General features: G+C 68.7%; 19 protein-coding genes. 10 read left to right on the forward strand and 9 right to left on the reverse strand.

What is annotated here, in order from left to right:
- On the reverse strand, positions 1 to 610 hold a 610-nt coding region (gene ttfA / locus DQP57_RS20720), incomplete at its 3' end, for a trehalose monomycolate transport factor TtfA (protein ID WP_112634582.1).
- Positions 611 to 729: 119 nt separating this feature from the next.
- Positions 730 to 3,276: an ATP-dependent chaperone ClpB gene (clpB, locus tag DQP57_RS20725; protein ID WP_112634562.1), complete on the reverse strand. Its 2,547-nt coding sequence runs from the start codon at positions 3,274 to 3,276 to the stop codon at positions 730 to 732.
- Between the two features lie 133 nt (positions 3,277 to 3,409).
- Here clpB and DQP57_RS20730 point away from each other — a divergent pair, with 133 nt between their 5' ends.
- From DQP57_RS20730 to DQP57_RS20740, 3 genes are read left to right on the forward strand one after another with little or no spacing between them, the layout of a single operon-like run.
- Positions 3,410 to 3,847, forward strand: a complete 438-nt coding sequence (locus tag DQP57_RS20730) for a DUF3060 domain-containing protein (RefSeq protein ID WP_240631830.1) — start codon at positions 3,410 to 3,412, stop codon at positions 3,845 to 3,847.
- Between the two features lie 29 nt (positions 3,848 to 3,876).
- A complete protein-coding gene (locus DQP57_RS20735; RefSeq protein ID WP_112634563.1) occupies positions 3,877 to 5,052 on the forward strand; it encodes an FAD-binding oxidoreductase in 1,176 nt (391 codons plus the stop codon).
- Between the two features lie 2 nt (positions 5,053 to 5,054).
- Positions 5,055 to 5,957, forward strand: coding sequence for an aldose 1-epimerase (locus DQP57_RS20740; RefSeq protein ID WP_112634564.1), 903 nt, complete (start codon positions 5,055 to 5,057; stop codon positions 5,955 to 5,957).
- A 147-nt stretch (positions 5,958 to 6,104) separates the two neighbouring features.
- On the opposite strand, the gene DQP57_RS20745 is transcribed toward DQP57_RS20740, so the two are convergent.
- The 5 genes from DQP57_RS20745 to DQP57_RS20765 form a co-directional block, all read right to left on the reverse strand.
- On the reverse strand, positions 6,105 to 6,500 hold the full coding sequence (locus tag DQP57_RS20745) for a heat shock protein transcriptional repressor HspR (RefSeq protein ID WP_112634565.1): 396 nt from the start codon (positions 6,498 to 6,500) through the stop codon (positions 6,105 to 6,107).
- Positions 6,500 to 7,678: a molecular chaperone DnaJ gene (gene dnaJ, locus DQP57_RS20750; protein WP_112634566.1), complete on the reverse strand. Its 1,179-nt coding sequence runs from the start codon at positions 7,676 to 7,678 to the stop codon at positions 6,500 to 6,502. The genes DQP57_RS20745 and dnaJ overlap by 1 nt, the downstream gene beginning before the upstream one ends.
- Before the next feature lie 46 nt (positions 7,679 to 7,724).
- Positions 7,725 to 8,375, reverse strand: a complete 651-nt coding sequence (grpE, locus tag DQP57_RS20755; protein ID WP_112634567.1) for a nucleotide exchange factor GrpE — start codon at positions 8,373 to 8,375, stop codon at positions 7,725 to 7,727.
- Positions 8,372 to 10,234: a molecular chaperone DnaK gene (gene dnaK, locus DQP57_RS20760; RefSeq protein ID WP_112634568.1), complete on the reverse strand. Its 1,863-nt coding sequence runs from the start codon at positions 10,232 to 10,234 to the stop codon at positions 8,372 to 8,374. Before dnaK ends, grpE begins: the two co-directional genes overlap by 4 nt.
- Before the next feature lie 130 nt (positions 10,235 to 10,364).
- A complete protein-coding gene (locus DQP57_RS20765) occupies positions 10,365 to 10,541 on the reverse strand; it encodes a hypothetical protein (RefSeq protein WP_205869188.1) in 177 nt (58 codons plus the stop codon).
- A 127-nt stretch (positions 10,542 to 10,668) separates the two neighbouring features.
- On the opposite strand from DQP57_RS20765, the gene DQP57_RS20770 reads away from it, so the two are divergent.
- Positions 10,669 to 11,256 (forward strand): hypothetical protein, encoded by a 588-nt coding sequence (locus DQP57_RS20770; protein ID WP_112634584.1) that lies wholly within the window; start codon positions 10,669 to 10,671, stop codon positions 11,254 to 11,256.
- A 43-nt stretch (positions 11,257 to 11,299) separates the two neighbouring features.
- Here the strand turns inward: DQP57_RS20770 and DQP57_RS20775 are convergent, their stop codons facing one another.
- Positions 11,300 to 11,821 (reverse strand): DUF488 family protein, encoded by a 522-nt coding sequence (locus DQP57_RS20775; RefSeq protein ID WP_205869191.1) that lies wholly within the window; start codon positions 11,819 to 11,821, stop codon positions 11,300 to 11,302.
- Between the two features lie 175 nt (positions 11,822 to 11,996).
- Between DQP57_RS20775 and DQP57_RS20780 the strand changes: the two genes are divergently transcribed.
- The 3 genes from DQP57_RS20780 to DQP57_RS20790 all read left to right on the forward strand — a co-directional run bounded on the left by DQP57_RS20780 (position 11,997) and on the right by DQP57_RS20790 (position 14,510).
- Positions 11,997 to 13,217 carry a hypothetical protein gene (locus DQP57_RS20780; protein WP_112634570.1) on the forward strand — a complete coding sequence of 407 codons (1,221 nt, stop codon included), beginning with the start codon at positions 11,997 to 11,999 and terminating at the stop codon, positions 13,215 to 13,217.
- Positions 13,218 to 13,410: 193 nt separating this feature from the next.
- Positions 13,411 to 13,782: a hypothetical protein gene (locus DQP57_RS20785; protein WP_240631831.1), complete on the forward strand. Its 372-nt coding sequence runs from the start codon at positions 13,411 to 13,413 to the stop codon at positions 13,780 to 13,782.
- Positions 13,782 to 14,510, forward strand: coding sequence for a hypothetical protein (locus DQP57_RS20790; RefSeq protein ID WP_112634572.1), 729 nt, complete (start codon positions 13,782 to 13,784; stop codon positions 14,508 to 14,510). The genes DQP57_RS20785 and DQP57_RS20790 overlap by 1 nt, the downstream gene beginning before the upstream one ends.
- A gap of 9 nt (positions 14,511 to 14,519) precedes the next feature.
- On the opposite strand, the gene DQP57_RS20795 is transcribed toward DQP57_RS20790, so the two are convergent.
- Positions 14,520 to 15,170, reverse strand: a complete 651-nt coding sequence (locus DQP57_RS20795) for a DUF1345 domain-containing protein (protein WP_112634573.1) — start codon at positions 15,168 to 15,170, stop codon at positions 14,520 to 14,522.
- A gap of 113 nt (positions 15,171 to 15,283) precedes the next feature.
- Between DQP57_RS20795 and DQP57_RS20800 the strand changes: the two genes are divergently transcribed.
- From DQP57_RS20800 to DQP57_RS20810, 3 genes are all read left to right on the forward strand, one after another.
- A complete protein-coding gene (locus DQP57_RS20800; protein WP_112634574.1) occupies positions 15,284 to 15,826 on the forward strand; it encodes a hypothetical protein in 543 nt (180 codons plus the stop codon).
- 134 nt (positions 15,827 to 15,960) lie between these two features.
- Positions 15,961 to 17,646, forward strand: a complete 1,686-nt coding sequence (locus tag DQP57_RS20805) for an Hsp70 family protein (protein ID WP_112634575.1) — start codon at positions 15,961 to 15,963, stop codon at positions 17,644 to 17,646.
- Positions 17,647 to 17,897: 251 nt separating this feature from the next.
- Positions 17,898 to 20,783 (forward strand): (Fe-S)-binding protein, encoded by a 2,886-nt coding sequence (locus DQP57_RS20810; protein ID WP_205869189.1) that lies wholly within the window; start codon positions 17,898 to 17,900, stop codon positions 20,781 to 20,783.
- The last annotated feature ends 13 nt before the right edge of the window (positions 20,784 to 20,796 follow it).

Below are 20,796 nucleotides of genomic sequence, written 5' to 3' on the forward strand. Positions count from 1 at the left end.
CGGGCAGCGGCGGCAGCACCCGCAGCAGGTCGTTGAACTGGCGCACGGTGCGCAGGCCCTCGTCCCACTCGGTGCGGGTGCTGGTGATCGGCATGGCCACCAGCGTCCAGTTCTGTTCGTTCCACATGATCTCGGCGCTGTCCGGTGCGGTGTGCGCGAAGGTGACCATCCGGCGGTCGCAGGCCCGGCGGGCGGCGTCGAGGTTGGTGGAGTACACCATCCGCGGCCCGATCGCACCCAACAGCCAAATGTCGCTCTCGCGTGGCTCTTTGAGCCCCTTGAGCCGCAGGTCCACCACGACGTTGGTGCCCACCTTGCGGTGCAGCGCGATGACGGTGGCGACCTCTTCGAGGTCGAAGATGTAGACGGCCTCGCCGCGGATCTGGCCCAGCACCACGTTCTGGGCGGCGACGTCGCCCACCGTCGACATCACGCCGCGCTTCCAGCGCTTGAGGATGTCGGTTGATTCAGGCTCGTAGTCGAAACCGTGCGATCGCGCCCACGACTTGCGGCGCCTGCTGCGCCCGCGCCGCCGATCGATGTCGACGTACAGCAACACCCCCGCACCGACAAAGCACAGCGCGGAGAGCGTGAACCAAAGGGGGACCATCCCACACAGGGTATCCGCAATCGCGCCGGAATAAAGAAGTCCGGCTGGTCACAACCCAATTACAGGACGGAACAGCCGTCCCGTGGGATGGTCCCCCTGGCGCCGCACGGTGGCGAGGCTCAGCCGAGGATCAGCGAGTCGCCGTCGGGGCTGACGTTCACCGGAACGGTGTCGCCGTCGTGCACGTCGCCGGCCAACAGCATCTTGGCCAGCTGATCACCGATGGCCTGCTGCACCAGCCGGCGCAACGGCCGCGCGCCGTAGACCGGGTCGAATCCGCGATGGGCCAGCCACTGCTTGGCCGGCAGCGACACCTCCAGGGTGAGGCGGCGCTGAGCCAGCCGCTTCTGCAGCTGGGCCAGCTGGATGTCGACGATCTGCACCAGCTCACCGGGCTCGAGGCCGGCGAAGATGATCACGTCGTCGAGCCGGTTGATGAACTCCGGCTTGAACGCCGAGCGCACCGCGGCCATCACCATTTCCTCGTCGCCGCCCGAACCCAGGTTGGACGTCAGGATCAGGATGGTGTTGCGGAAGTCGACGGTGCGGCCCTGCCCGTCGGTCAGCCGGCCCTCGTCGAGCACCTGCAGCAGCACGTCGAACACGTCCGGGTGCGCCTTTTCGATCTCGTCGAACAGGATCACCGTGTACGGGCGCCGCCGCACGGCCTCGGTGAGCTGGCCGCCCTGGTCGTAGCCGATGTAGCCGGGCGGGGCGCCCACCAGCCGTGCCACCGAGTGCTTCTCGCCGTATTCGCTCATGTCGATGCGGACCATCGCGCGTTCGTCGTCGAACAGGAACTCCGCCAGCGCCTTGGCCAGCTCGGTCTTCCCGACGCCGGTCGGCCCGAGGAACATGAACGAGCCGGTGGGCCGGTTCGGGTCGGCGACGCCGGCCCGGGACCGCCGCACGGCGTCCGAGACCGCGGTGACTGCCTTCTTCTGCCCGATGACGCGCTGACCCAGCTCGTCTTCCATCCGCAGCAGCTTGGCGGTCTCGCCCTCGAGCATCCGCCCGGCCGGGATCCCGGTCCACGCGGACACCACCTCGGCGATGTCGTCGGGACCGACCTCCTCCTTGAGCATCACGTTCTCGCGGGCCTCGGCCTGCGGCAGCGCGGCGTCGAGCTTCTTCTCCACCTCGGGGATGCGCCCGTAGCGCAGCTCGGCGGCCTTGGCCAGGTCGCCGTCGCGCTCGGCGCGCTCGGACTCCCCGCGCAGCGTGTCCAGCTGTTCCTTCAGCTCGCGCACGACGTCGATGGCGTTCTTCTCGTTCTGCCATCTCGTCGTCAGCTCCGCCAACTTTTCCTTCTGGTCGGCCAGCTCGGAGCGCAGCTTCTCCAGCCGTTCCTTGGAGGCCTCGTCCTCCTCCTTGGCCAGCGCCATCTCCTCGATCTCGAGCCGGCGCACCAGCCGTTCAACCTCGTCGATCTCGACGGGCCGCGAGTCGATCTCCATCTTCAGCCGGCTGGCGGCCTCGTCGACCAGGTCGATGGCCTTGTCCGGCAAAAAGCGCGCGGTGATGTAGCGGTCGGACAGGGTCGCCGCGGCCACCAGGGCCGAGTCGGTGATCCGCACGCCGTGGTGTACCTCGTAGCGGTCCTTCAGCCCGCGCAGGATGCCGACGGTGTCCTCCACCGAGGGCTCGCCGACCATCACCTGCTGGAAGCGGCGCTCCAGCGCGGCGTCCTTCTCGATGTACTTGCGGTACTCGTCGAGTGTGGTGGCGCCGACGAGGCGCAGCTCGCCGCGGGCCAGCATCGGCTTGATCATGTTGCCGGCGTCCATCGCGCCCTCGCCGGTCGCGCCGGCGCCGACGATGGTGTGCAGCTCGTCGATGAAGGTGATGATCTGCCCGGCGGAGTTCTTGATGTCGTCGAGGACGGCCTTGAGGCGTTCCTCGAACTCGCCGCGGTACTTCGCGCCGGCCACCATCGAGCCCAGGTCCAGGCTGATGACGGTCTTGTCGCGCAGGCTCTCGGGCACGTCGCCGGCGACGATGCGCTGGGCCAGGCCCTCCACGATCGCGGTCTTGCCGACGCCGGGCTCGCCGATCAGCACCGGGTTGTTCTTGGTGCGCCGACTCAACACCTGCACGACGCGGCGAATCTCGTTGTCGCGCCCGATAACCGGGTCGAGTTTGCCGTCGCGGGCGCGCGCCGTCAGGTCGGTGGAGTACTTCTCCAGCGCCTGGTAGGTGGCCTCCGGCTCGGGGCTGGTGACCCGGGCGCTGCCGCGCACCTTGACGAAGCCCTCGCGCAGCGCCTGCGGCGAGGCCCCATGGCCGGTCAACAGCTTGGCGACGTCGGAGTCGCCGGTGGCCAGGCCCACCAGCAGATGCTCGGTCGAGACGTACTCGTCGTTCATCTCGGTGGCCAGTTGCTGGGCGGTGGTGACGGCGGCCAGCGACTCGCGCGACAGCTGCGGCTGCGAGCTGGCACCGCTGGCCTGCGGCAGCCGCTCGAGCACCCGCTCGGTTTCGGCGCGGATGGTGGCCGGGTCGACGCCGACCGCCTCCAGCAGGGGCGCGGCGATGCCGTCGGCCTGCGTGAGCAGGGCCATCAGCAGGTGTGCGGGCCGGATCTCGGGGTTACCGGCGGCCGAGGCCGCCTGCAGCGCCGAGGTCAGCGCCGCTTGGGTCTTGGTGGTCGGGTTGAAAGAGTCCACGACGAGCTCCGTTCGGGTACAAAAAGGTTTGCAAAAATGCTTGTCCGCTAGTTCAACGCCGTCAAGGTTGAGTGTGTTCCGCTCAACTCTATCGAGTTTTGAGCAGCACGGCACAGGGGGTACCCCCGTAGCGATGACGCAGACGATGCAGCCCCCCGACCAGGCCGACACCGACCCCGAGACGGCGCCGCGCCCGCGCGCCGGCCTGTGGCTGGCCGGCGTGGCCTTCGCGCTGGCGTTCGTCGGCCTGCTTGCGGTCGGGTTCCACACCGATCTCTCCGGCGGCAGCCCGTCGGCGGTCCCGCAGGCCGGGACGCTGCAGGTCAGCGGGACGGGTATGACGAAGACGCTGCCCTGCCACGGCGGATACCTGTCGGTGAGTGGTGAGAAGAACACCATCACGCTCACCGGGCACTGCACCAGCGTCAGCGTTTCGGGCAGCGGCAACCACGTCGCGGTCGACAGCACCGACGCAGTCAGCGCATCGGGGAGCGGCAACGTCGTTCTCTATCACTGGGGTTCGCCCAAAATCGCCAACGCCGGGACGGCCAACGTCGTGCGACAGGGCTGAGCCGGCGGCCGAGCCTAGAATCGGGGCCCGTGAGCCTGGAGGACACCGAAGCGCTGCGGGTGCTGCGCGACGCCTTCGCGCCCGCGGACTCGGCCGGTGACTCCGCCGCACTCGTGCACCGCTTCTACACCCAGTGGTTCGCGCTCGACGGCTCGGTGCGCGATCTGTTCCCGCCCGAAATGGCCGCCCAGCGGATCGCTTTCGGTCACGCGTTGCACTGGGTGTACGGCGAGCTGGTCGCCCGGCGCGCGCAGGAGCCGGTGGCGTTCCTGGCCCAGCTCGGCCGCGACCATCGCAAATACGGTGTGCTGCCCGCGCACTACGAGACCCTGCGGCGCGCGCTGCTGTCGACGCTGCGCGCGCACCTGGGCGCGGGGTGGACCGACGCCGTGGACGCGGCGGCCCGGCAGTCGCTGAATCTGATCACCGGGGTGATGAGCGGCGCCGCGGACGCCGAGGAGGGCCCCGCCTGGTGGGACGGCACCGTCATCGAGCACATGCGGGTGTCGCGGGACCTGGCGGTCGTGCGGCTGCAGCTCGATCAACCCATGCACTACCACGCCGGCCAGTACGTCAACGTCCACGTGCCCCAGTGTCCGCATCGCTGGCGGTTTCTGAGCCCGGCCATTCCGGCCGACCCCGGCGGCGGGATCGAGTTTCACGTCCGCCTGGTCCCCGGCGGCCTGGTCAGCCCCGCGATCGTCGGCGAAACCCGCATCGGCGACCGGTGGCGGCTGTCCAGCCCGCACGGCGGTCTGCGGGTCGACCGCGACGGGGGCGACGTGCTGATGGTCGCCGGCAGTACGGGCCTGGCGCCGCTGCGGGCGCTGATCATGGACCTGTCTCGGTTCGCGGTGAACCCGCGCATCCATCTGTTCTTCGGCGCCCGATACCGTTGCGAGCTCTACGATTTGCCGACCCTGTGGCAGGTCGCCGCGCACAGTCCGTGGCTGGCGGTCTCCCCCGTCTCGGAGTACAACAGCGACCCGTCGTGGGCCGCGGACTATCCCGACGTCACGCCGCCACGTGGCCTGCATGTGCACCAGATCGGGCGGCTGCCCGACGTGGTGACCAAATACGGCGGCTGGGGCGACCGGCAGATCCTGGTCTGCGGCGGGCCGGCGATGGTCAGCGCCACCAAGGCAGCCCTGGTCGCGAAAGGCGCTCCGCCCGAGCGCATTCAGCATGATCCGCTATGGAGGTAGCCATGCATGTCGTCACCCTGCGCGATCCGGCATCGCCCGTGGTCGCCCAGTTCGTTCCCGAGGCGGGGATGATCGGCACGTCGCTGCGCGACGCGGGTGTGGAGCTGCTGGGGCAGCGCCGCGGCCTGGACGCCTACGTCTCCGACGGCAAGACGATGGGAATCCCGATTCTGTACCCGTGGGCAAACCGCCTGGGCGAGAACACCTATACGGCCCAGGACGTCACGGTGACCTTGACGCCGGGGGAAAACGGGGTGCGCGCCGACCCCAACGGGCTACCCATCCACGGCGTCCTGGCCGCCTACCCCGGGTGGCGGGTGACGGCCGAGACCGACAACGAGCTGACCGCCGAACTGGACTTCGGCGCCGATCCCCGATTGCTGGCCAGCTTCCCGTATCCGCACGTGCTGACGGTCGCGGTGCGGCTGGCCGACCGGACGCTGACGGTGCGGACCACCGTGCGAGCGACCGGTGACCGGGCGGTGCCGCTGTGCTTCGGGTTTCATCCCTACCTGCAGGTGCCCGAGGCCCCGCGGGCCGACTGGATCATCGAGACACCGCCGTTGCGGCATCTGGGCCTCGACGATACCGGGCTGCCCACCGGCGCTTCCGAGCCGCAGCCGGCGCGGCAAGAGGCGTTGCGCGACAACACCTTCGACGACGCCTACGACCAGGTGGCCGACGGCGCGGTGTTCGCGGTGTCCGGTGGCGGGCGGCGCATCGAGGTGCATTTCGAGCGGGGCTATCCGGCGGCGCAGATCTTCGCCCCGGCGCCCGAGGACCCCACGAAGACGATCGTGTCCTTCGAGCCGATGACCGCGCCCACCGACGCGCTGCGGCGGGGTGGCTACCGCTGCGCGCGGCCGGGCGAGCCGGCCGTCACGCAGTTTTCGATCCTGGTGTGATCTCAGTGACCACTCGGGCCACTGCAGTCGCTGTCTGGTGGTCACCAGGTGAATGCGAAAAGCGCTAGCACATGGGCTAGCGCTTTCGCGAATTTTGCATGCCTCCGGAGGCAGGAACCCTTGGGGCGTAAGTGAAACGAGCGAGAATCAGCGCCCCCGCCGCGGCTGCCACACCACCAGCGCGGTGCTCTTGGGTACCACCGCCACGTCGCGGCGCTGGCTGGCGCGGATCTGCGAAAGCTCCTCGGTCAACTCCTTGACCCGGGCCTGCAGCGCCTCGACCTGATTGGTGAGCTCGATGATGCGCTTGATGCCGGCGAGGTTGACGCCCTCGTCCTGCGAGAGCCGCTGCACCTCGCGCAGCAGGTCGACGTCGTGCTCCGAATACCGCCGTCCCCCACCGGAAGTCCGGCGCGGGCTGACCAGGCCGAGGCGGTCGTAGGTGCGCAGCGTCTGCGCGTGCATGCCGGCCAGCTCGGCGGCCACCGAGATCAGGAAGGTCCGGGCGTCCTCTTTTCTCGAATTGCTCGAGCCCTTGGCCATCAGCGATTACCTGCCCATCCCGCCCGGGGGTCGAAGCCGCTGGAGCGCTCGGCGGCGGCGTACGCCTCCAGCGCCTCCTGGGCCGCGCCCTCCACATTCGGTGGTACGGCGACCTTGACGGTCACCAGCAAGTCGCCGTTGCCGCCGCTGCGCTTGGGAACGCCACGCCCGCGCACCCGCAGGATGCGGCCGTCGGCGGTGCCCTTGGGCACCCGGACACCGACCTTGCCGTCCAGGGTGGGCACCGAAATGGTTGAGCCCAAAGCCAACTCGGTGAAGCTGACCGGGACGGTCACGGTGAGGTCGTCGCCGTCGCGGCCGAACACCTTGTCCGGGCGCACATGCACCGTCACGTACAGGTCGCCCGAGGGCGCACCGCGCAACCCCGCCTCGCCCTGGCCGGGCAGCCGGATGCGCTGTCCGTCCTCGACGCCCGGCGGGATCCGCACGTTGATGGTGCGGGTGCGGGTGGTCACGCCGGTGCCCTTGCACTCGTCGCAGGGGTGCTCGATGATCGACCCGCTGCCGCGGCAGTCGGTGCAGGGCTCGGAGAATCCGAACGCGCCCTGGTTGCGGTTGATGACGCCGGAACCGTTGCAGGTGGGACACACCTTCGGGCTGGTGCCCGGCCGCGCGCCACTGCCATGGCAGTTGGTGCACGGCGCCGGGCTGGTCAGCCGCAGCGGCATCGCCACGCCCTTGGCGGCCTCGACGAAATCCAGCTGGGTTTCGGTTTCGAGGTCGTTGCCGCGCCGGGGCCTGCTGGGCCGGGCGCCCGCCCCGCGCCCGAACAGGCCGCCGAACAGGTCACCGATGTTGGTGCCGCCGCTGCGGCCGGCCGCATCGAACAAATCGTTGAGGTTGAACTCAGCGCCGTCACCGCCGACATTGAAGCCACCGAACCCGCCGCTGTCGAACCGGCGCCCGCCAAAACCACCGCCGGCGAACAGCCTTCGGGTTTCGTCGTATTCCTTGCGCTTGGCCGGATCCGACAAGACGTTGTGCGCCTCGGAGACCGCCTTGAATCGTTCGCCGGCGGCGGGGTTGTCGGGGTTCGCGTCCGGGTGCAGATCGCGCGCCAACTTGCGGTAGGCGCGTTTGATCTCTTCGGGGCTGGCGTCAGAGGAGACGCCCAGCTCCTTGTAGAAGTCCTTTTCGACCCATTCACGCTGGGCCATGTCGCGTCACCCCCTCACCTTTCTTCTGTTGTGCTGATTGTGTGGTCTAGTCACCGGATGTGCCGGCGTTATCGTCCGATTCGGCCGGCTCGGTTTCCCCGGCCGCCGTGGTGGACTCGCCGGTGGCGGCCGGCGCATCGCCCTCGTCGGCGACCGTGTCGACGACGCCGACCAGCGCGTGGCGCAGCACCTGATCACCCAGCTTGTAGCCCTGCCGCATGACCGTGCCGATCACCGGCCGCGAGCCGTCACCCTCGTGCTGCACGGCTTCGTGCAGCACCGGGTCGAAGTCCTCGCCCTCCTCGCCGAACGCCGTCAGGCCAAGGCCGTTGAGCGCGCTTTCCAGCTTGTCGGCCACCGACTTCAGCGGTCCGGATTCCAGGTCGCCGTGCTTGCGGGCCCGGTCGAGATCGTCTAGCACGCCCAGCAATTGGTTGACGACGGCGGCCTTGGCCCGGTCCGCCGCGGCCTGCTGGTCGCGCAGCGCCCGCTTGCGGTAGTTGGCGAAGTCGGCCTGCACCCGCTGCAGATCGGCGGTGAGCTCGGCGACTTTGCCGTCGGCGTTCTCGGCCGGCTCGCCGGCCGGCGCCCCTCCCGGCGTGCCGCCGGGAGGAGCCTGCCGTACTTCACCGGTCTCGGGATCGATTCGCCGCTTGTCGGTGACCGTCACCTGTTCGTGTGGATTGCTTTCCGTCACTTGGACTCCCGGTCATCGTCGACCACCTCCGCGTCCACGACGTCGTCAGCGGAGCCAGCCCCGTCGCCCGCCGCGCCGCCACCGGCCTGCTCGCCGGCGGCCTGGGTGGCCTCGTAGATCGCCTGTCCGAGCGCCTGGGACTCCTGACCCAGCTTCTCCATCGCCGCCTTGATCGCGGTGATGTCGGTGCCGCCCAGGGCCGTCTTGGCCTCGGCGATCGCGGCGTCGACCTTGGACAGCGTGTCCTCGGGAACCTTGGAGCCGCCCTCGGCCTCGCGCTGGTCCTTGACGAATTTCTCCGTCTGGTAGACCAGCGATTCGGCCTGGTTGCGGACGTCGGCCTCTTCGCGACGCTGACGGTCCTCCTCGGCGTGCGCCTCGGCGTCCTTGATCATCCGGTCGATCTCCTCCTTGGACAGGCCGGAGCCCTCCTGGATTTTGATCGTGTTCTCCTTGCCGGTGCCCTTGTCCTTGGCCGTGACGTGCACGATGCCGTTGGCGTCGATGTCGAAGGTGACCTCGATCTGCGGGACGCCGCGCGGAGCCGGCGGGATGCCGGTCAGCTCGAAGGAGCCGAGCAGCTTGTTGTGCGAAGCGATTTCGCGCTCACCCTGATAGACCTGGATCTGCACCGACGGCTGGTTGTCGTCGGCCGTGGTGAAGGTCTCCGACCGCTTGGTGGGGATCGTGGTGTTGCGTTCGATGAGCTTGGTCATCACACCACCCTTGGTCTCGATACCCAGGCTCAACGGCGTAACGTCAAGCAGCAGAACGTCTTTCACCTCACCCTTCAGCACGCCAGCCTGAAGGGCCGCTCCGACCGCGACAACCTCGTCGGGGTTGACGCCCTTGTTGGGCTCCTTGCCGCCGGTGAGTTCCTTGACCAGGTCGGTCACCGCGGGCATCCGGGTGGAACCACCCACCAGGACCACGTGGTCGATCTCGGAGACCGAGATGCCGGCGTCCTTGATCACGGACTGGAACGGCTTGCGGGTCCGGTCCAGCAGATCCTGTGTGATGCGCTGGAATTCGGCGCGCGTCAACTGCTCGTCGAGGAACAACGGGTTCTTGTCCGCGTCGACGGTGATGTAGGGCAGGTTGATCGAGGTGCTCTGCGAACTCGAGAGCTCGATCTTGGCCTTCTCGGCGGCCTCACGCAGCCGCTGCATCGCCATCTTGTCCTTGGTCAGGTCAATTCCGCTGGTGCCCTTGAACTTGTCGACCAGCCATTCGACGACGCGGTCGTCCCAGTCGTCCCCACCGAGGTGGTTGTCACCGCTGGTGGCGCGGACCTCGACCACACCCTCGCCGATCTCGAGCAGCGAGACGTCGAACGTACCGCCACCGAGGTCGAAGACCAGGATGGTCTGTTCCTTCTCACCCTTGTCCAGGCCGTAGGCCAGCGCCGCCGCGGTCGGCTCGTTGACGATCCGCAGGACGTTCAGGCCGGCGATCTGGCCGGCTTCCTTGGTCGCCTGGCGCTGGGCGTCGTTGAAGTACGCCGGCACGGTGACCACCGCGTCGGTGACGTCCTCACCCAGGTACGCCTCGGCGTCGCGCTTCAGCTTCATCAGGACGCGGGCGCTGATCTCCTGAGCGGTGTATTTCTTGTCGTCGATCTCGATGGACCAGTCGGTTCCCATGTGCCGCTTGACCGAACGGATGGTGCGGTCGACGTTGGTGACCGCCTGGTTCTTGGCGGGCTGGCCGACGAGCACCTCCCCGTTGCGCGCGAACGCGACGATGGACGGCGTGGTCCGCGAACCCTCGGAGTTGGCGACGACGACCGGGTCACCGCCCTCGAGGACTGCGACGACGGAGTTGGTGGTCCCGAGGTCGATACCGACCGCACGAGCCATAGTGATTCCTCCTGAATATGTAGAGCTTGTCTGGTGCCACTATGCTGAGTGAACCCCGCTCAAGCCTGCCCCTGGGGCGGTGGGCTGTCAACCCAGTATTGAGTGTGGTTCGCTCAACTTGTCGATAATGCTAACGGCGGTCGGGCCCGGCTTGTTCCCGGGGTGCCAGAGAATATGTGGCGGCCCCGGCAACCTCCTCGATCAGCGCCAGCAGCGCACGGGTGGCCGCGCTGGCCTGCCGGTTCGCCGAGGTCGCGACGTAGAGCCGCCACTGCAGCTCGTGCCCGGTGATCCGGACGCTCGCCACGCCGGGGCGGTCACGCGGCGATAAACCTGGGCCATCGGCTCTGTATCGAACCCGCGCCGGGGCAGCGACTTGTGCGTCGGCGTGCGTAACCTCAGTGCCGCTATATGAATCGTCTGGGGAGCGGCGGGTGCGGTTTTCGGAGAATGCGCGGCGAAGCCTGGCCGGTGGTTCGCTGCTGCTCGTGGCCCTGATGGCCGGCTCGGAGCTGGTCTCGGGCTGCAGTTCCATCATCGGCGGCCGACCGGTGGCCTCGCCGGGAGCCGGACCTACCGAACCGTCTTTCCCCACCCCCAGGTCCACGCCGCCGCCGGGCACCGCGGCCCCGGCACCGGGCCCGTCGACCGCGCCGGCCAACCCCACCAACCCGGCCGGCGCCATCCCCTTGCCGCCCGACCAGAACGGTTACGTCTTCATCGAGACCAAATCCGGTGTGACGCGCTGCCAGATCAACAAGGACACCGTCGGCTGCGAGGCGCCCTTCACCAACTCCCCGATGCAGGACGGCGAGCACGCCAACGGCGTCAGCATCAACAGCGGCGGCAAGGTGCAGTGGGTGCTGGGCAACCTGGGGGCCATCCCGACCGTCACCATCGACTACAAGACCTACGCGGCGCAGGGCTGGACGATCATCGCCAACGCCGACGGCACCCGCTTCACCAACGACCAGACCAAGCACGGCATGTTCGTCAGCGTCGAGAAGGTCAGCACGTTCTAGCCTGGAACATCAGATCGCTTGCGCTACAACGAAATTCGGTCGATCATCCGTCCCAGACCAGGCGGCCGTCGGGGCGGCGGCGGGCACCGTCGGCGGGCCGGTGCGCATTGAGCCGACCGTCTGGCATGAGATGCCGCACGGGCACCCCGCGGCCGAGCACCGCCACGTCGGCGATCAGCCGCCGATGGCAGCGCCACCAGACGCTCTCGCTGCACATCACCGCCGTGGTGCGCTGGGCCGCGTCGGCGAGGACCTCGTCGAGCGCGGCGTCGAACTCCGGCGTCCGGGTGTAGGCGGCGTAGGCGCGGAACGCGGCCACCGTCCACCAGCTGTCGGGCTCCGGCTCGCCGGCCGCGATGTGCCGGCGCCCGCCGAGGCGCGGCTCCCACCGGTAGTCGATGCCGCCGTGCGGCAGCCAGCATTCCAGGGCCTCCCGACGCACGTCCGGATTGGTCCGGCTGGCTGGGTAGCGCCGCACGTCCACCACCAGCGCGATTCCCGCTCCGGCAAGCAACTCCGTGAGCCGCTCTCGGCGGGCCGCGCCATGGCCCACGGTCAACAACACCCGCTCCATGAGGACAGCTTGCCCGGCGTGCGACGCGAGGGTGCGACGTGAATTGATTACCGAGCCTGGATCACTAACCTTGCTCCTGAGCTCAACAGGGGGGTGGCGATGCTTGTCGGTTCGGCCACGCCCAGAACCGGCTTGACTGGCAGTCGGACGGGCAGCTGAGGACGCCATGCAACTGCGATATCTCAGCATCCCGGCGCTGATCGCCGCTGCGGGCGGCGACCCCTGGGCGATCAACGCAAGCCTGCAAGCCGGGAACCCACTGCAGATTTCCAACCTCGCAGAGGCCTTTCGCAAAGCGGGACGCTGCACGAAAGAGGCCAACGACGCATTCGAGCAGGCCCGTACGCGCTTCGAGGCCGCCTGGAACCACCAAAACGGCGATCATCCGATCACCGGCTCCGACGAAGTGCAGCGAGTCACGAAAGCCCTCGGGGCGCAATCGTTGCAGATACCGAAGATCGGCGCGGACCTGGAGAACATCGCCGCGACGTTGGCCGAGGCGCAGAAAACCGCGGCCGGTCAGATCGCGTCACTGGAGGCAAAGCTGCAGAACCTCGACGAGCTGATCGGCGAAGCCGACGAGATGGAAGACGACGACGACCTCAGCCAGGCCGACTTCGACGCACTCGAAGCGTTTATCGCCAAATGCGAAGACGACGCCATCGGTGACACGAAAGCCGCGCTGACCCAGCTGCAGGCGACACGCGACGGCTACTCCAAGTCGTTTCAGGACGCGATGGGGACCTTGCACGCGGACGGGTATGACACCGTCGGCCCCCAGGCGGGGCCCGCCCCGGCGGCAGCCGGTCAGGCGGGACCCGGCCCGGCACCCGGTCAGGCACCGGGCGACCCGCCCGGCGGAGGCCCCGCGTTGGCCCCCACGAAGGGGGAGGTGGCGACCGGGGCTGCGGGTGCGATCGCCGGTGGTACCGCCGACGGTGTTCGTCAGGCGACGACGAACTTGATCGCCGAGTCCCCCGGTACGGGCCCCGGTAAGACGGACCCGGCCTTGTTGAGATGGCTGGAAGACACAAAGATCGGCGGGGTCGAAATCCCGGGGTTCTCGCGGATCGGCGGTGTGGTCGGTGCGGCCGGCGCCATACCGGCCGTCATGTCCGACATCAAAGACGGCAACTCCGTGCCGGAGGCGATCACCCGGGAGACTGCGGGTATCGCCGCAGGAATGTATGCGGGCGCGGAGTTTGGCGCACTGATCGGTTCGGCCGTTCCCGGGGCAGGAACGGCGGTTGGCTTGGTGGCAGGCGCCGTCGTGGGTGCTGGCGCTGCCTTCGTGGCGTCCAAAGGGGTCGAAGCGCTCTGGCAGCCGGTCTCGGACGCGGTCGGAAGTGCCGTGCGCGGCGTGGAATCTGTCTTCGGTTTCGGGTAGGCCTATGCGATTCGATGAGTTCGTAGCGGAGACCGGCCTCGCTGTGGCCCCGGTCGATCGGTTTGCCGGCTTCGTTGTAGAAGTAGGGGTACCGCCACGGTGGGAACCCTTCGATTCCGCCGTCGGTGTACGGGTTTGGGCTTGGCGCGATGACCCGCGCACCGACGTGTTCTGCGCCAACGCGGTGTTGACGATGCATCGGGTCCAGGCCGCGCTGGACCCCCTCGAAGTGTTCGTCATGCTGTGCGAGCAGCAGTTGCAGACGGCGCCGAGATGCCGTGAACTGCATCGGGAATTCACAGCGGCCACCGAGGGCGTCGGTATGGTGGGAGCGCTCACGATGCAAATCGCACATGAGCTAGGCACCGTCGACAGCACGTCGCAGTCCCGGATCATCATGGCCGAAAAGGAGACGCTGATAGCCCAGCTGACGGTCACCGCGCTGCGCGACTCGTCGGTAGATCCGACCCAGATCTGGCTTTCCGCCCGACCGGGTCCGGCGGCAATTCCGGCGTCCGCCGGTCGTCACTGCGCCCCGGGCAGCGGAAAGCGAGAGGGGCACTGATGCCCGGCGGCAAACCAAAGCCCCGCTGGCGGGTGCTGCGTTATTCCTTCGGTGGTGCATTGTGCCTGATGGCGGTCATCGACGCGCTGGTCGGAGCCCGTTGGTCTCTAGCTGTCGGCGGGGCTGTGGTCGGCGGCATCATCCTCATCGGTCAGCGGCGGGTTCTGCGTGCCGCGGTCAGCCGGACCGGTGACGAGATCGTCTGCCGCTACATCCCCTGGTACGAGGGCAGCGCCTACAGCGTGACGTTGCTGCTGCCGCTGATGGGGGTCGCCATGGTCGATTTGGGGTTCGCGCCTGGCAATCCGGCGTGGCTCCGGTACGGCGGCTTCCTGCTGCTGGGCGTGACCCCACTGACCGTGTGGGGAGTCGTGCGCATGTGGCGACGTTGTCTTCTCTGCTTCGGCCCGCGGACATTGACCGTGCGACTGGTCGAGCGCGGGAGCGAGCTGACCGAAATCCGGCGGGAACTGGTGCAGTCGATCGAGCCCAAGATCTTCCCAAGGCCGAATGGTGGTGAGTCGTTGCAGGTCGCTATTACTTACCGCCCCTTGGACGCCGCCGGGGACACCACCGCGACCGTGCTCCTGGGCCTGCGGCTGACCGTCCAGCCGGACAACCTTCTCAACGCACTCATCGTCTGGCGAGACGGCGCCGCCAACCACCCGAGCGAGCTGATGGATCACATCGAGCGGATCCTTCGCGGCCGCTCGATGGCCGGCGTGTGACCGCGTCGGTCAGATCTTGGAGCCCAGCCCCGCGATCAAGTTGATCGTCACCGCCAGCACGACCGCCCCGAGCAGGTAGGACAGCAGCGCATGGCGCAACACCGTCGCTCTGATCGTGGTCAGCCCGATCTCGGTGTCCGACACCTGGTAGGTCATCCCCACGGTGAAGGCCAGATAGGCGAAGTCCCGGAAGCGCGGCGGCTCGGGGTCGTGGAAGTTGATGCCCCCCGGCTCGTCCGAGTAGTAGAGCCGCGCGTAGTGCACGGTGTACAGCGTGTGCACGGCCACCCAGGACGCCGCGACGGTCAGGATGCCGAAAACGGCGGCGACCAGAGCTTCGTGGCCCGCGCGCGACCCCGCGGCCACCACGTAGCCGACCCCGCCCAGGCTCGCGACGCTCGCCGACAGGATGACGGCGTCGGCGATCCACCGGGTCGGGTCCTCGCGCGTCGCCCATCGGCAGGTCTGCTCGGCGTCCATGCCGAGCACGATGAGCTGCGTCCACACCACATACGTTCCGGCGGTGACGACCCAGCCGGCCAGCGCGAAACGCCAACCGGCGGTGTTGCCCACCACGACGGCGACGGCCACTCCGAGCGCCACGGAGACCAAGATCCGGACCGCGCCGGTGTCCCGAAACAACTTCACCAGGGAATCCACGATCTCGACCTAACCACCAATCGCGGCTCGTCGGAGCGCGTTCTGAGCGCTCGGACTTCTCGCACCGGGCTGGCATCAGGAGATTGGCAGGCGGGGTCAGTACGATCGGTCCCGTGGCATCCAATGGCCCACGAGACGACTTCCACAACCAGCCGACGCAGCACGGCGACTTCGGGGTGAGCGAACAGCCGCCCACCGGCGATGTTCCGCCACCGGCCCCCCCGCCGAACCCGCCGCAGGGGCTCGAGCAGCCCGACGGCGGCGACCCCTTTGACCAGGAGAGCGAGCCGACTCCCTGGTATCGCAAGCCGGCGATGCTCATCGCCTGGCTGGTCTCCGTCGTCATCCTGATCGCGCTGATCGTGTTCGGCATCATCGAACTCATCCACGGTCAGACCGTCAGCCACGTCCCCAAGACGACGACGAGCACGACGCCCACGACCACCACGACGACGCCGACGACCACCACGACCACCACCTCGTCCTCGCCCAGCAGCAGCGCGGAAGAGCCGCCGGCGCAGCAGCCGACGCAACAGCAGCCCACCGGGGGACAGACGCAGCAGCCGTCGCATCATCACCATTTGCCGCAGCTGCCGTCGGTGATCACCGTTCCGGGGGTGCCGAATCCGGTCACGGTGCCGCCCGGCCTGCGTTAGTGAGACGGTGGCAAACCCCGCCGCGGTTCCCTGGCGGCGCGCCGGGGAAGCCCTACACTCGCTGCAATCCACGGTCGTTACGGTGAGGATCACCGTGCGACGGCAACGGGACGACTGACACAGGGGTGCGGGACATGAGCGAGTCGCTCGGCCTATCGATCGGGGTGGCCAACCTGGTAGCGGCCCGCGCGGGCCGCGCTCCGATCACCCGCAGCTCGGTGGTGACCCTGTTCGAGCAGCGACCCACCGAAGTTGGCCTGCCAGAAGAGAATCCGAACCTGACCGAACCGGGCCTGGTGCTGCGGGGGTTCGTCGAACGCGTGGGCGACCGGGCGCCATTGGTGGCGGCCGACGGCACCAAGTACCTGGGTGCGGCCCTGACGGTCGAGGCGATCGAAGCCATGGCCCGGGCGGTGGGCTACGGGTCACCGATCACCATCGCGGTGCCCGCCTATTGGTCCGACGCGCAGTTCGCGGCGCTGCGGGAGGAGTTCTTCGCGCAGTCGGATCTGGCGCGCGGTGGGGTGGCACCGATGCTGGTTTCCGACGCCACGGCCGCGCTCGCGGCGCTGCGCGGCACGCCGGGATTCGGGGCCGACGGCGTGATTGCCCTGTGCGACTTCGGCGCCGGCGGCACCACCGTCACGCTGATGGACGCCAAGGCCGGCTTCGCGCCCGTCGGGCCGGCCACGCGAAACACCGATTTCTCCGGCGACGCGATCGATCAGCTGGTCCTCGATCACCTGCTGGCCTCCGACGTCAGCACCGCCATGCTCGGTGGCGCGGCGCGGATGGGGTCGCAGGCCCGTCTGCTCGGCGCCTGCCGCCGCGCCAAGGAACAACTCTCGACGGCCGCGGTGGGCACCATCGCCGGGGCGTCGGGCGACGGCGCCCAGCTCTCCCGCACCGACTTCGAGCAGCTGCTCTCCGCACCGCTGGACCGGTTCCTCGCGTCCGTCGAGGAGTCGTTGCGCCGCAACGGCATTGCGAACGCCGGGCTGAGCGCCGTGGCGATCACCGGAGGTGGCGCGAACATCCCGCTGCTCAAAGCGCGCCTGTCGCAGCGTTTCGGGGTGCCGGTGCACAGCACCGCGCAGCCTGCGCTCAGCGCCGCCCTCGGCGCCGCGGTGCTGGGCCCGCACTACGCGTCGGGCGTCGCCCCCACCGCCGCGGCCGCCGCGGTGGAAACGCCGACGGAGATGGTGGGTACCGCCGGGCTCGACATGACCCAGGCCGCCTGGGCGGCGCAGGCCACCGACGTGGACGACGCGCTGGCGTGGTCGCAAGACGCCGACAACGACGAGCCGGTGCCCTACACCGGGCGCGACGCCACCGGCGAGTACGCCAATGAGGCAAGGGAATTCGACGACGCGACCGGCAGCCGCTACGCCACCGCCCCCGGGCGGCTGCCCTGGTACAAGCGCACCGCGCTGGTGCTCAGCGTGGCCGGAGCGGGCGCCGCGGTGCTGGTGGCCCTGATCTTGGCGATCAACCTGTTGCTCACCAAGTCCACCCCGGTCAGTCCCACGTCGCCGACTACCACGGCACCACCGCAGACGGTCACCATCACCGGGCCGAACGACAGCACCACCGTCACCGTGATCCCGGCGCCGCCGCCGCCGTCCAGCGAGGCACCGGCCACCACCACGACACCCGCGCCGGAACCGTCGACGACGACCACAACGGCGCCGCCGCCGAGCACGACCACCACCACGACCGCCCCGCCCACCACGACGTCGCAGGCGACCACCACCGCGGCGCCGACCACGACCCGCACGCGGCCGCTGCCGCCCATCTTTCAACCGCCGTTCGGGCGCTGACGAGACGAATTGCGTCCGGGCCGCCAAAGGCCCCGACAAAAGGTCATTTAGCGAGATTTGGTGGCGCTCATCACTTCCGCAAGCGTCATATTTGGTGAGCGGGTACTAATCGGCAGGCCAGAGGCATCGGTGAACTGCCAAGTTAGGGCAGCCTTTCTCGCGCCGAAAGCCGCGGAGATGTAACTATGAGCGGGGCTTAAGCAGGCAAATAAGCACGGGCCGAATTTATCTATGCATTGGGGAGAACTTCTGTGACGACGCAGATGCTCATCAGGCTGATCGTGGGCATGGGCATGACGCTGATCGTGGCCGCACTCGCCGCACGGCGTGTCCTGTGGCTGTTCAAGCTGATCACGTCCGGCAAGCCGGCCCCGGGTCACACCGACGAGCCCGCCAAACGCGTCTGGGCCGAGCTCTCCGAGGTCTTCGGCCAGCGCAAGCTGCTGAAGTGGTCGATCCCCGGCCTGGCCCACTTCTTCACCATGTGGGGCTTCTTCATCCTGCTGACGGTCTACATCGAGGCCTACGGCCTGCTGTTCCAGGACAACTTCCACATCCCGATCATCGGGCGCTGGGACGCGCTGGGCTTCCTGCAGGACTTCTTCGCCACGGCCGTCTTCCTCGGCATCGTCACCTTCGCCATCATCCGTCTGATGCGCAGCCCGAAGGAGATCGGGCGCCAGTCACGGTTCTACGGCTCGCACACCGGCGGTGCCTGGCTGGTGCTGTTCATGATCTTCAACGTCGTCTTCACCTACGTGTTCGTGCGCGGAGCCGCGGTCAACAACGGCACCCTGCCCTACGGCAACGGCGCCTTCCTGTCGCAGCTGTTCGGCGTCATCCTGCGACCGCTGGGCCAGCCCGCCAACGAAATCATCGAAACGACGGCGTTGCTGCTGCACATCTTGGTCATGCTGGCGTTCCTCATCATCGTGCTGCACTCCAAGCACATGCACATCTTCACGGCGCCCATCAACGTCATCTTCAAGCGGCTGCCCAACGGCCTGGGCCCGCTGCTGCCGCTGGAGCACGACGGCAAGCCGATCGACTTCGAAAACCCGCCCGACGACGCCGAATTCGGCCGCGGCAAGATCGAAGACTTCAGCTGGAAGGCCATGCTGGACTTCGCCACCTGTACCGAGTGCGGGCGCTGCCAGTCGCAGTGTCCGGCGTGGAACACCGGCAAGCCGCTGTCGCCCAAGCTCGTCATCATGGACCTGCGCGACCACTGGATGGCCAAGGCGCCCTACATCCTGGGTTCCAAGGAAAGCCCGCTCGAGAGCACGCCGGAAGGCGGGGTCGGCGAGGAACTGTCCGGCGAAAAGCACGCCGAGGCCCACCACGTTCCCGAGTCCGGCTTCGGCCGCGTCATGGGATCCGGCCCCGAGCAGGCCACCCGGCCGCTGGTCGGCACGGAGGAGCAGGGCGGCGTCATCGACCCCGACGTGCTGTGGTCCTGCGTGTCCTGCGGCGCCTGCGTCGAGCAGTGCCCGGTGGACATCGAGCACATCGACCACATCATCGACATGCGCCGCTACCAGGTGATGATGGAATCCGAGTTCCCCTCGGAACTGTCGGTGCTGTTCAAGAACCTGGAAACCAAGGGCAACCCGTGGGGCCAGAACGCGTCGGACCGCACCAGCTGGATCGACGAGGTCGACTTCGACGTGCCGGTCTACGGCGAGGACGTCGACAGCTTCGACGGCTACGAGTACCTGTTCTGGGTAGGGTGCGCCGGCGCCTACGACGACAAGGCCAAGAAGACCACCAAGGCCGTCGCGGAGCTGCTGGCCATCGCCGGCGTGAAGTACCTGGTGCTCGGCACCGGCGAGACCTGCAACGGCGACTCCGCGCGCCGTTCGGGCAACGAGTTCCTGTTCCAGCAGCTGGCCGCCCAGGCCGTCGAGACGCTGGACGGACTGTTCGAGGGCGTCGAGACCGTCGACCGCAAGATCGTCGTCACCTGCCCGCACTGCTTCAACACCCTGGGCCGCGAGTACCGCCAGCTCGGCGCGAACTACTCGGTGCTGCACCACACCCAGCTGCTCAACCGGCTGATCCGGGACAACAAGCTGGTGCCGGTGACGCCGGTGTCGCAGGACATCACCTATCACGACCCCTGCTACCTGGGCCGGCACAACAAGGTCTACGAGGCGCCGCGGGAACTGATCGGGGCCGCGGGGGCGAACCTGACCGAGATGCCACGCCACGCCGAGCGCAGCTTCTGCTGCGGCGCCGGCGGCGCGCGGATGTGGATGGAAGAGCACATCGGCAAGCGCATCAACCACGAACGCGTCGACGAGGCGCTGGCCACCGGGGCCGCCACCATCGCGACCGGCTGCCCCTTCTGCCGGGTGATGGTCACCGACGGTGTCAACGACCGTCAGGAGGAGGCCGGCCGCAGCGGTGTCGAGGTGCTCGACGTCGCGCAGATCCTGCTCGGGTCCCTCGAGTACGACAAGGCGACGCTGCCGGAGAAGGGCACGGCCGCCAAGGAGGCCTCCGAAAGGGCTGAAGCGCGGGCGGCCGAGGCGCCCAAGGCCTCGACGGCCACCGCCACCGCGCCCGCCGAGGCACCCGCCGAGGAGGCCCCGGTCGAGGAGGCCCCGAAGGCCGCGGCCGCGCCGGCCGCCCCCGCCAAGGGCCTGGGGATCGCCGGTGGGGCCAAGAAGCCCGGCGCCAAGAAGGCGGCCCCCGCGGCCGAGGCCACGGCGGACACCGCCGCACCCGTGAAGGGGCTGGGCATCGCCGGCGGCGCCAAGCGACCCGGCGCCAAGAAGGCCGCCCCGGCGGCCCCCAAGCCGGAAGCCGCCAGGACCGAGGCCACTCAGGCGGAGGCCACGCCGGAAGCCGCCCCCGAGGCCGAGGCCAAGGCACCCGCGGCACCCGTCAAGGGGCTGGGCATCGCGGCGGGCGCCAAGCGGCCCGGGGCCAAGAAGGCGGCGCCCAAGGCCGAGGCACCCAAGGCCGAGGCACCCAAGGCAGAAGCACCTCAGGCGGAGACACCCAAGGCCGAAGCCGAGCCGGTGCCGAAAGCGGAGCCGGCAAAGGAGACCGGCGGCGACGACGCACCGGCGCAGCCACCGGTGAAAGGCCTGGGCATCGCCCGTGGGGCGCGTCCCCCGGGCAAGCGCTGACCTGCGTCTTTGC

Source organism: Mycobacterium colombiense, from assembly GCF_003284935.1.
Classification (GTDB): Bacteria; Actinomycetota; Actinomycetes; order Mycobacteriales; family Mycobacteriaceae; genus Mycobacterium; species Mycobacterium arosiense_A.

What these genes read in the sequence shown, in the direction of transcription:
- DQP57_RS20730 (WP_240631830.1), top strand. Translation starts at nt 3,410, where the DNA reads ATGACGCAGACGATGCAGCCCCCCGACCAGGCCGACACCGACCCCGAG.
- DQP57_RS20740 (WP_112634564.1), top strand. Translation starts at nt 5,055, where the DNA reads ATGCATGTCGTCACCCTGCGCGATCCGGCATCGCCCGTGGTCGCCCAG.
- DQP57_RS20745 (WP_112634565.1), bottom strand. Translation starts at nt 6,500, where the DNA reads ATGGCCAAGGGCTCGAGCAATTCGAGAAAAGAGGACGCCCGGACCTTC.
- dnaJ (WP_112634566.1), bottom strand. Translation starts at nt 7,678, where the DNA reads ATGGCCCAGCGTGAATGGGTCGAAAAGGACTTCTACAAGGAGCTGGGC.
- dnaK (WP_112634568.1), bottom strand. Translation starts at nt 10,234, where the DNA reads ATGGCTCGTGCGGTCGGTATCGACCTCGGGACCACCAACTCCGTCGTC.
- DQP57_RS20780 (WP_112634570.1), top strand. Translation starts at nt 11,997, where the DNA reads ATGCAACTGCGATATCTCAGCATCCCGGCGCTGATCGCCGCTGCGGGC.
- DQP57_RS20785 (WP_240631831.1), top strand. Translation starts at nt 13,411, where the DNA reads ATGCATCGGGTCCAGGCCGCGCTGGACCCCCTCGAAGTGTTCGTCATG.
- DQP57_RS20790 (WP_112634572.1), top strand. Translation starts at nt 13,782, where the DNA reads ATGCCCGGCGGCAAACCAAAGCCCCGCTGGCGGGTGCTGCGTTATTCC.
- DQP57_RS20805 (WP_112634575.1), top strand. Translation starts at nt 15,961, where the DNA reads ATGAGCGAGTCGCTCGGCCTATCGATCGGGGTGGCCAACCTGGTAGCG.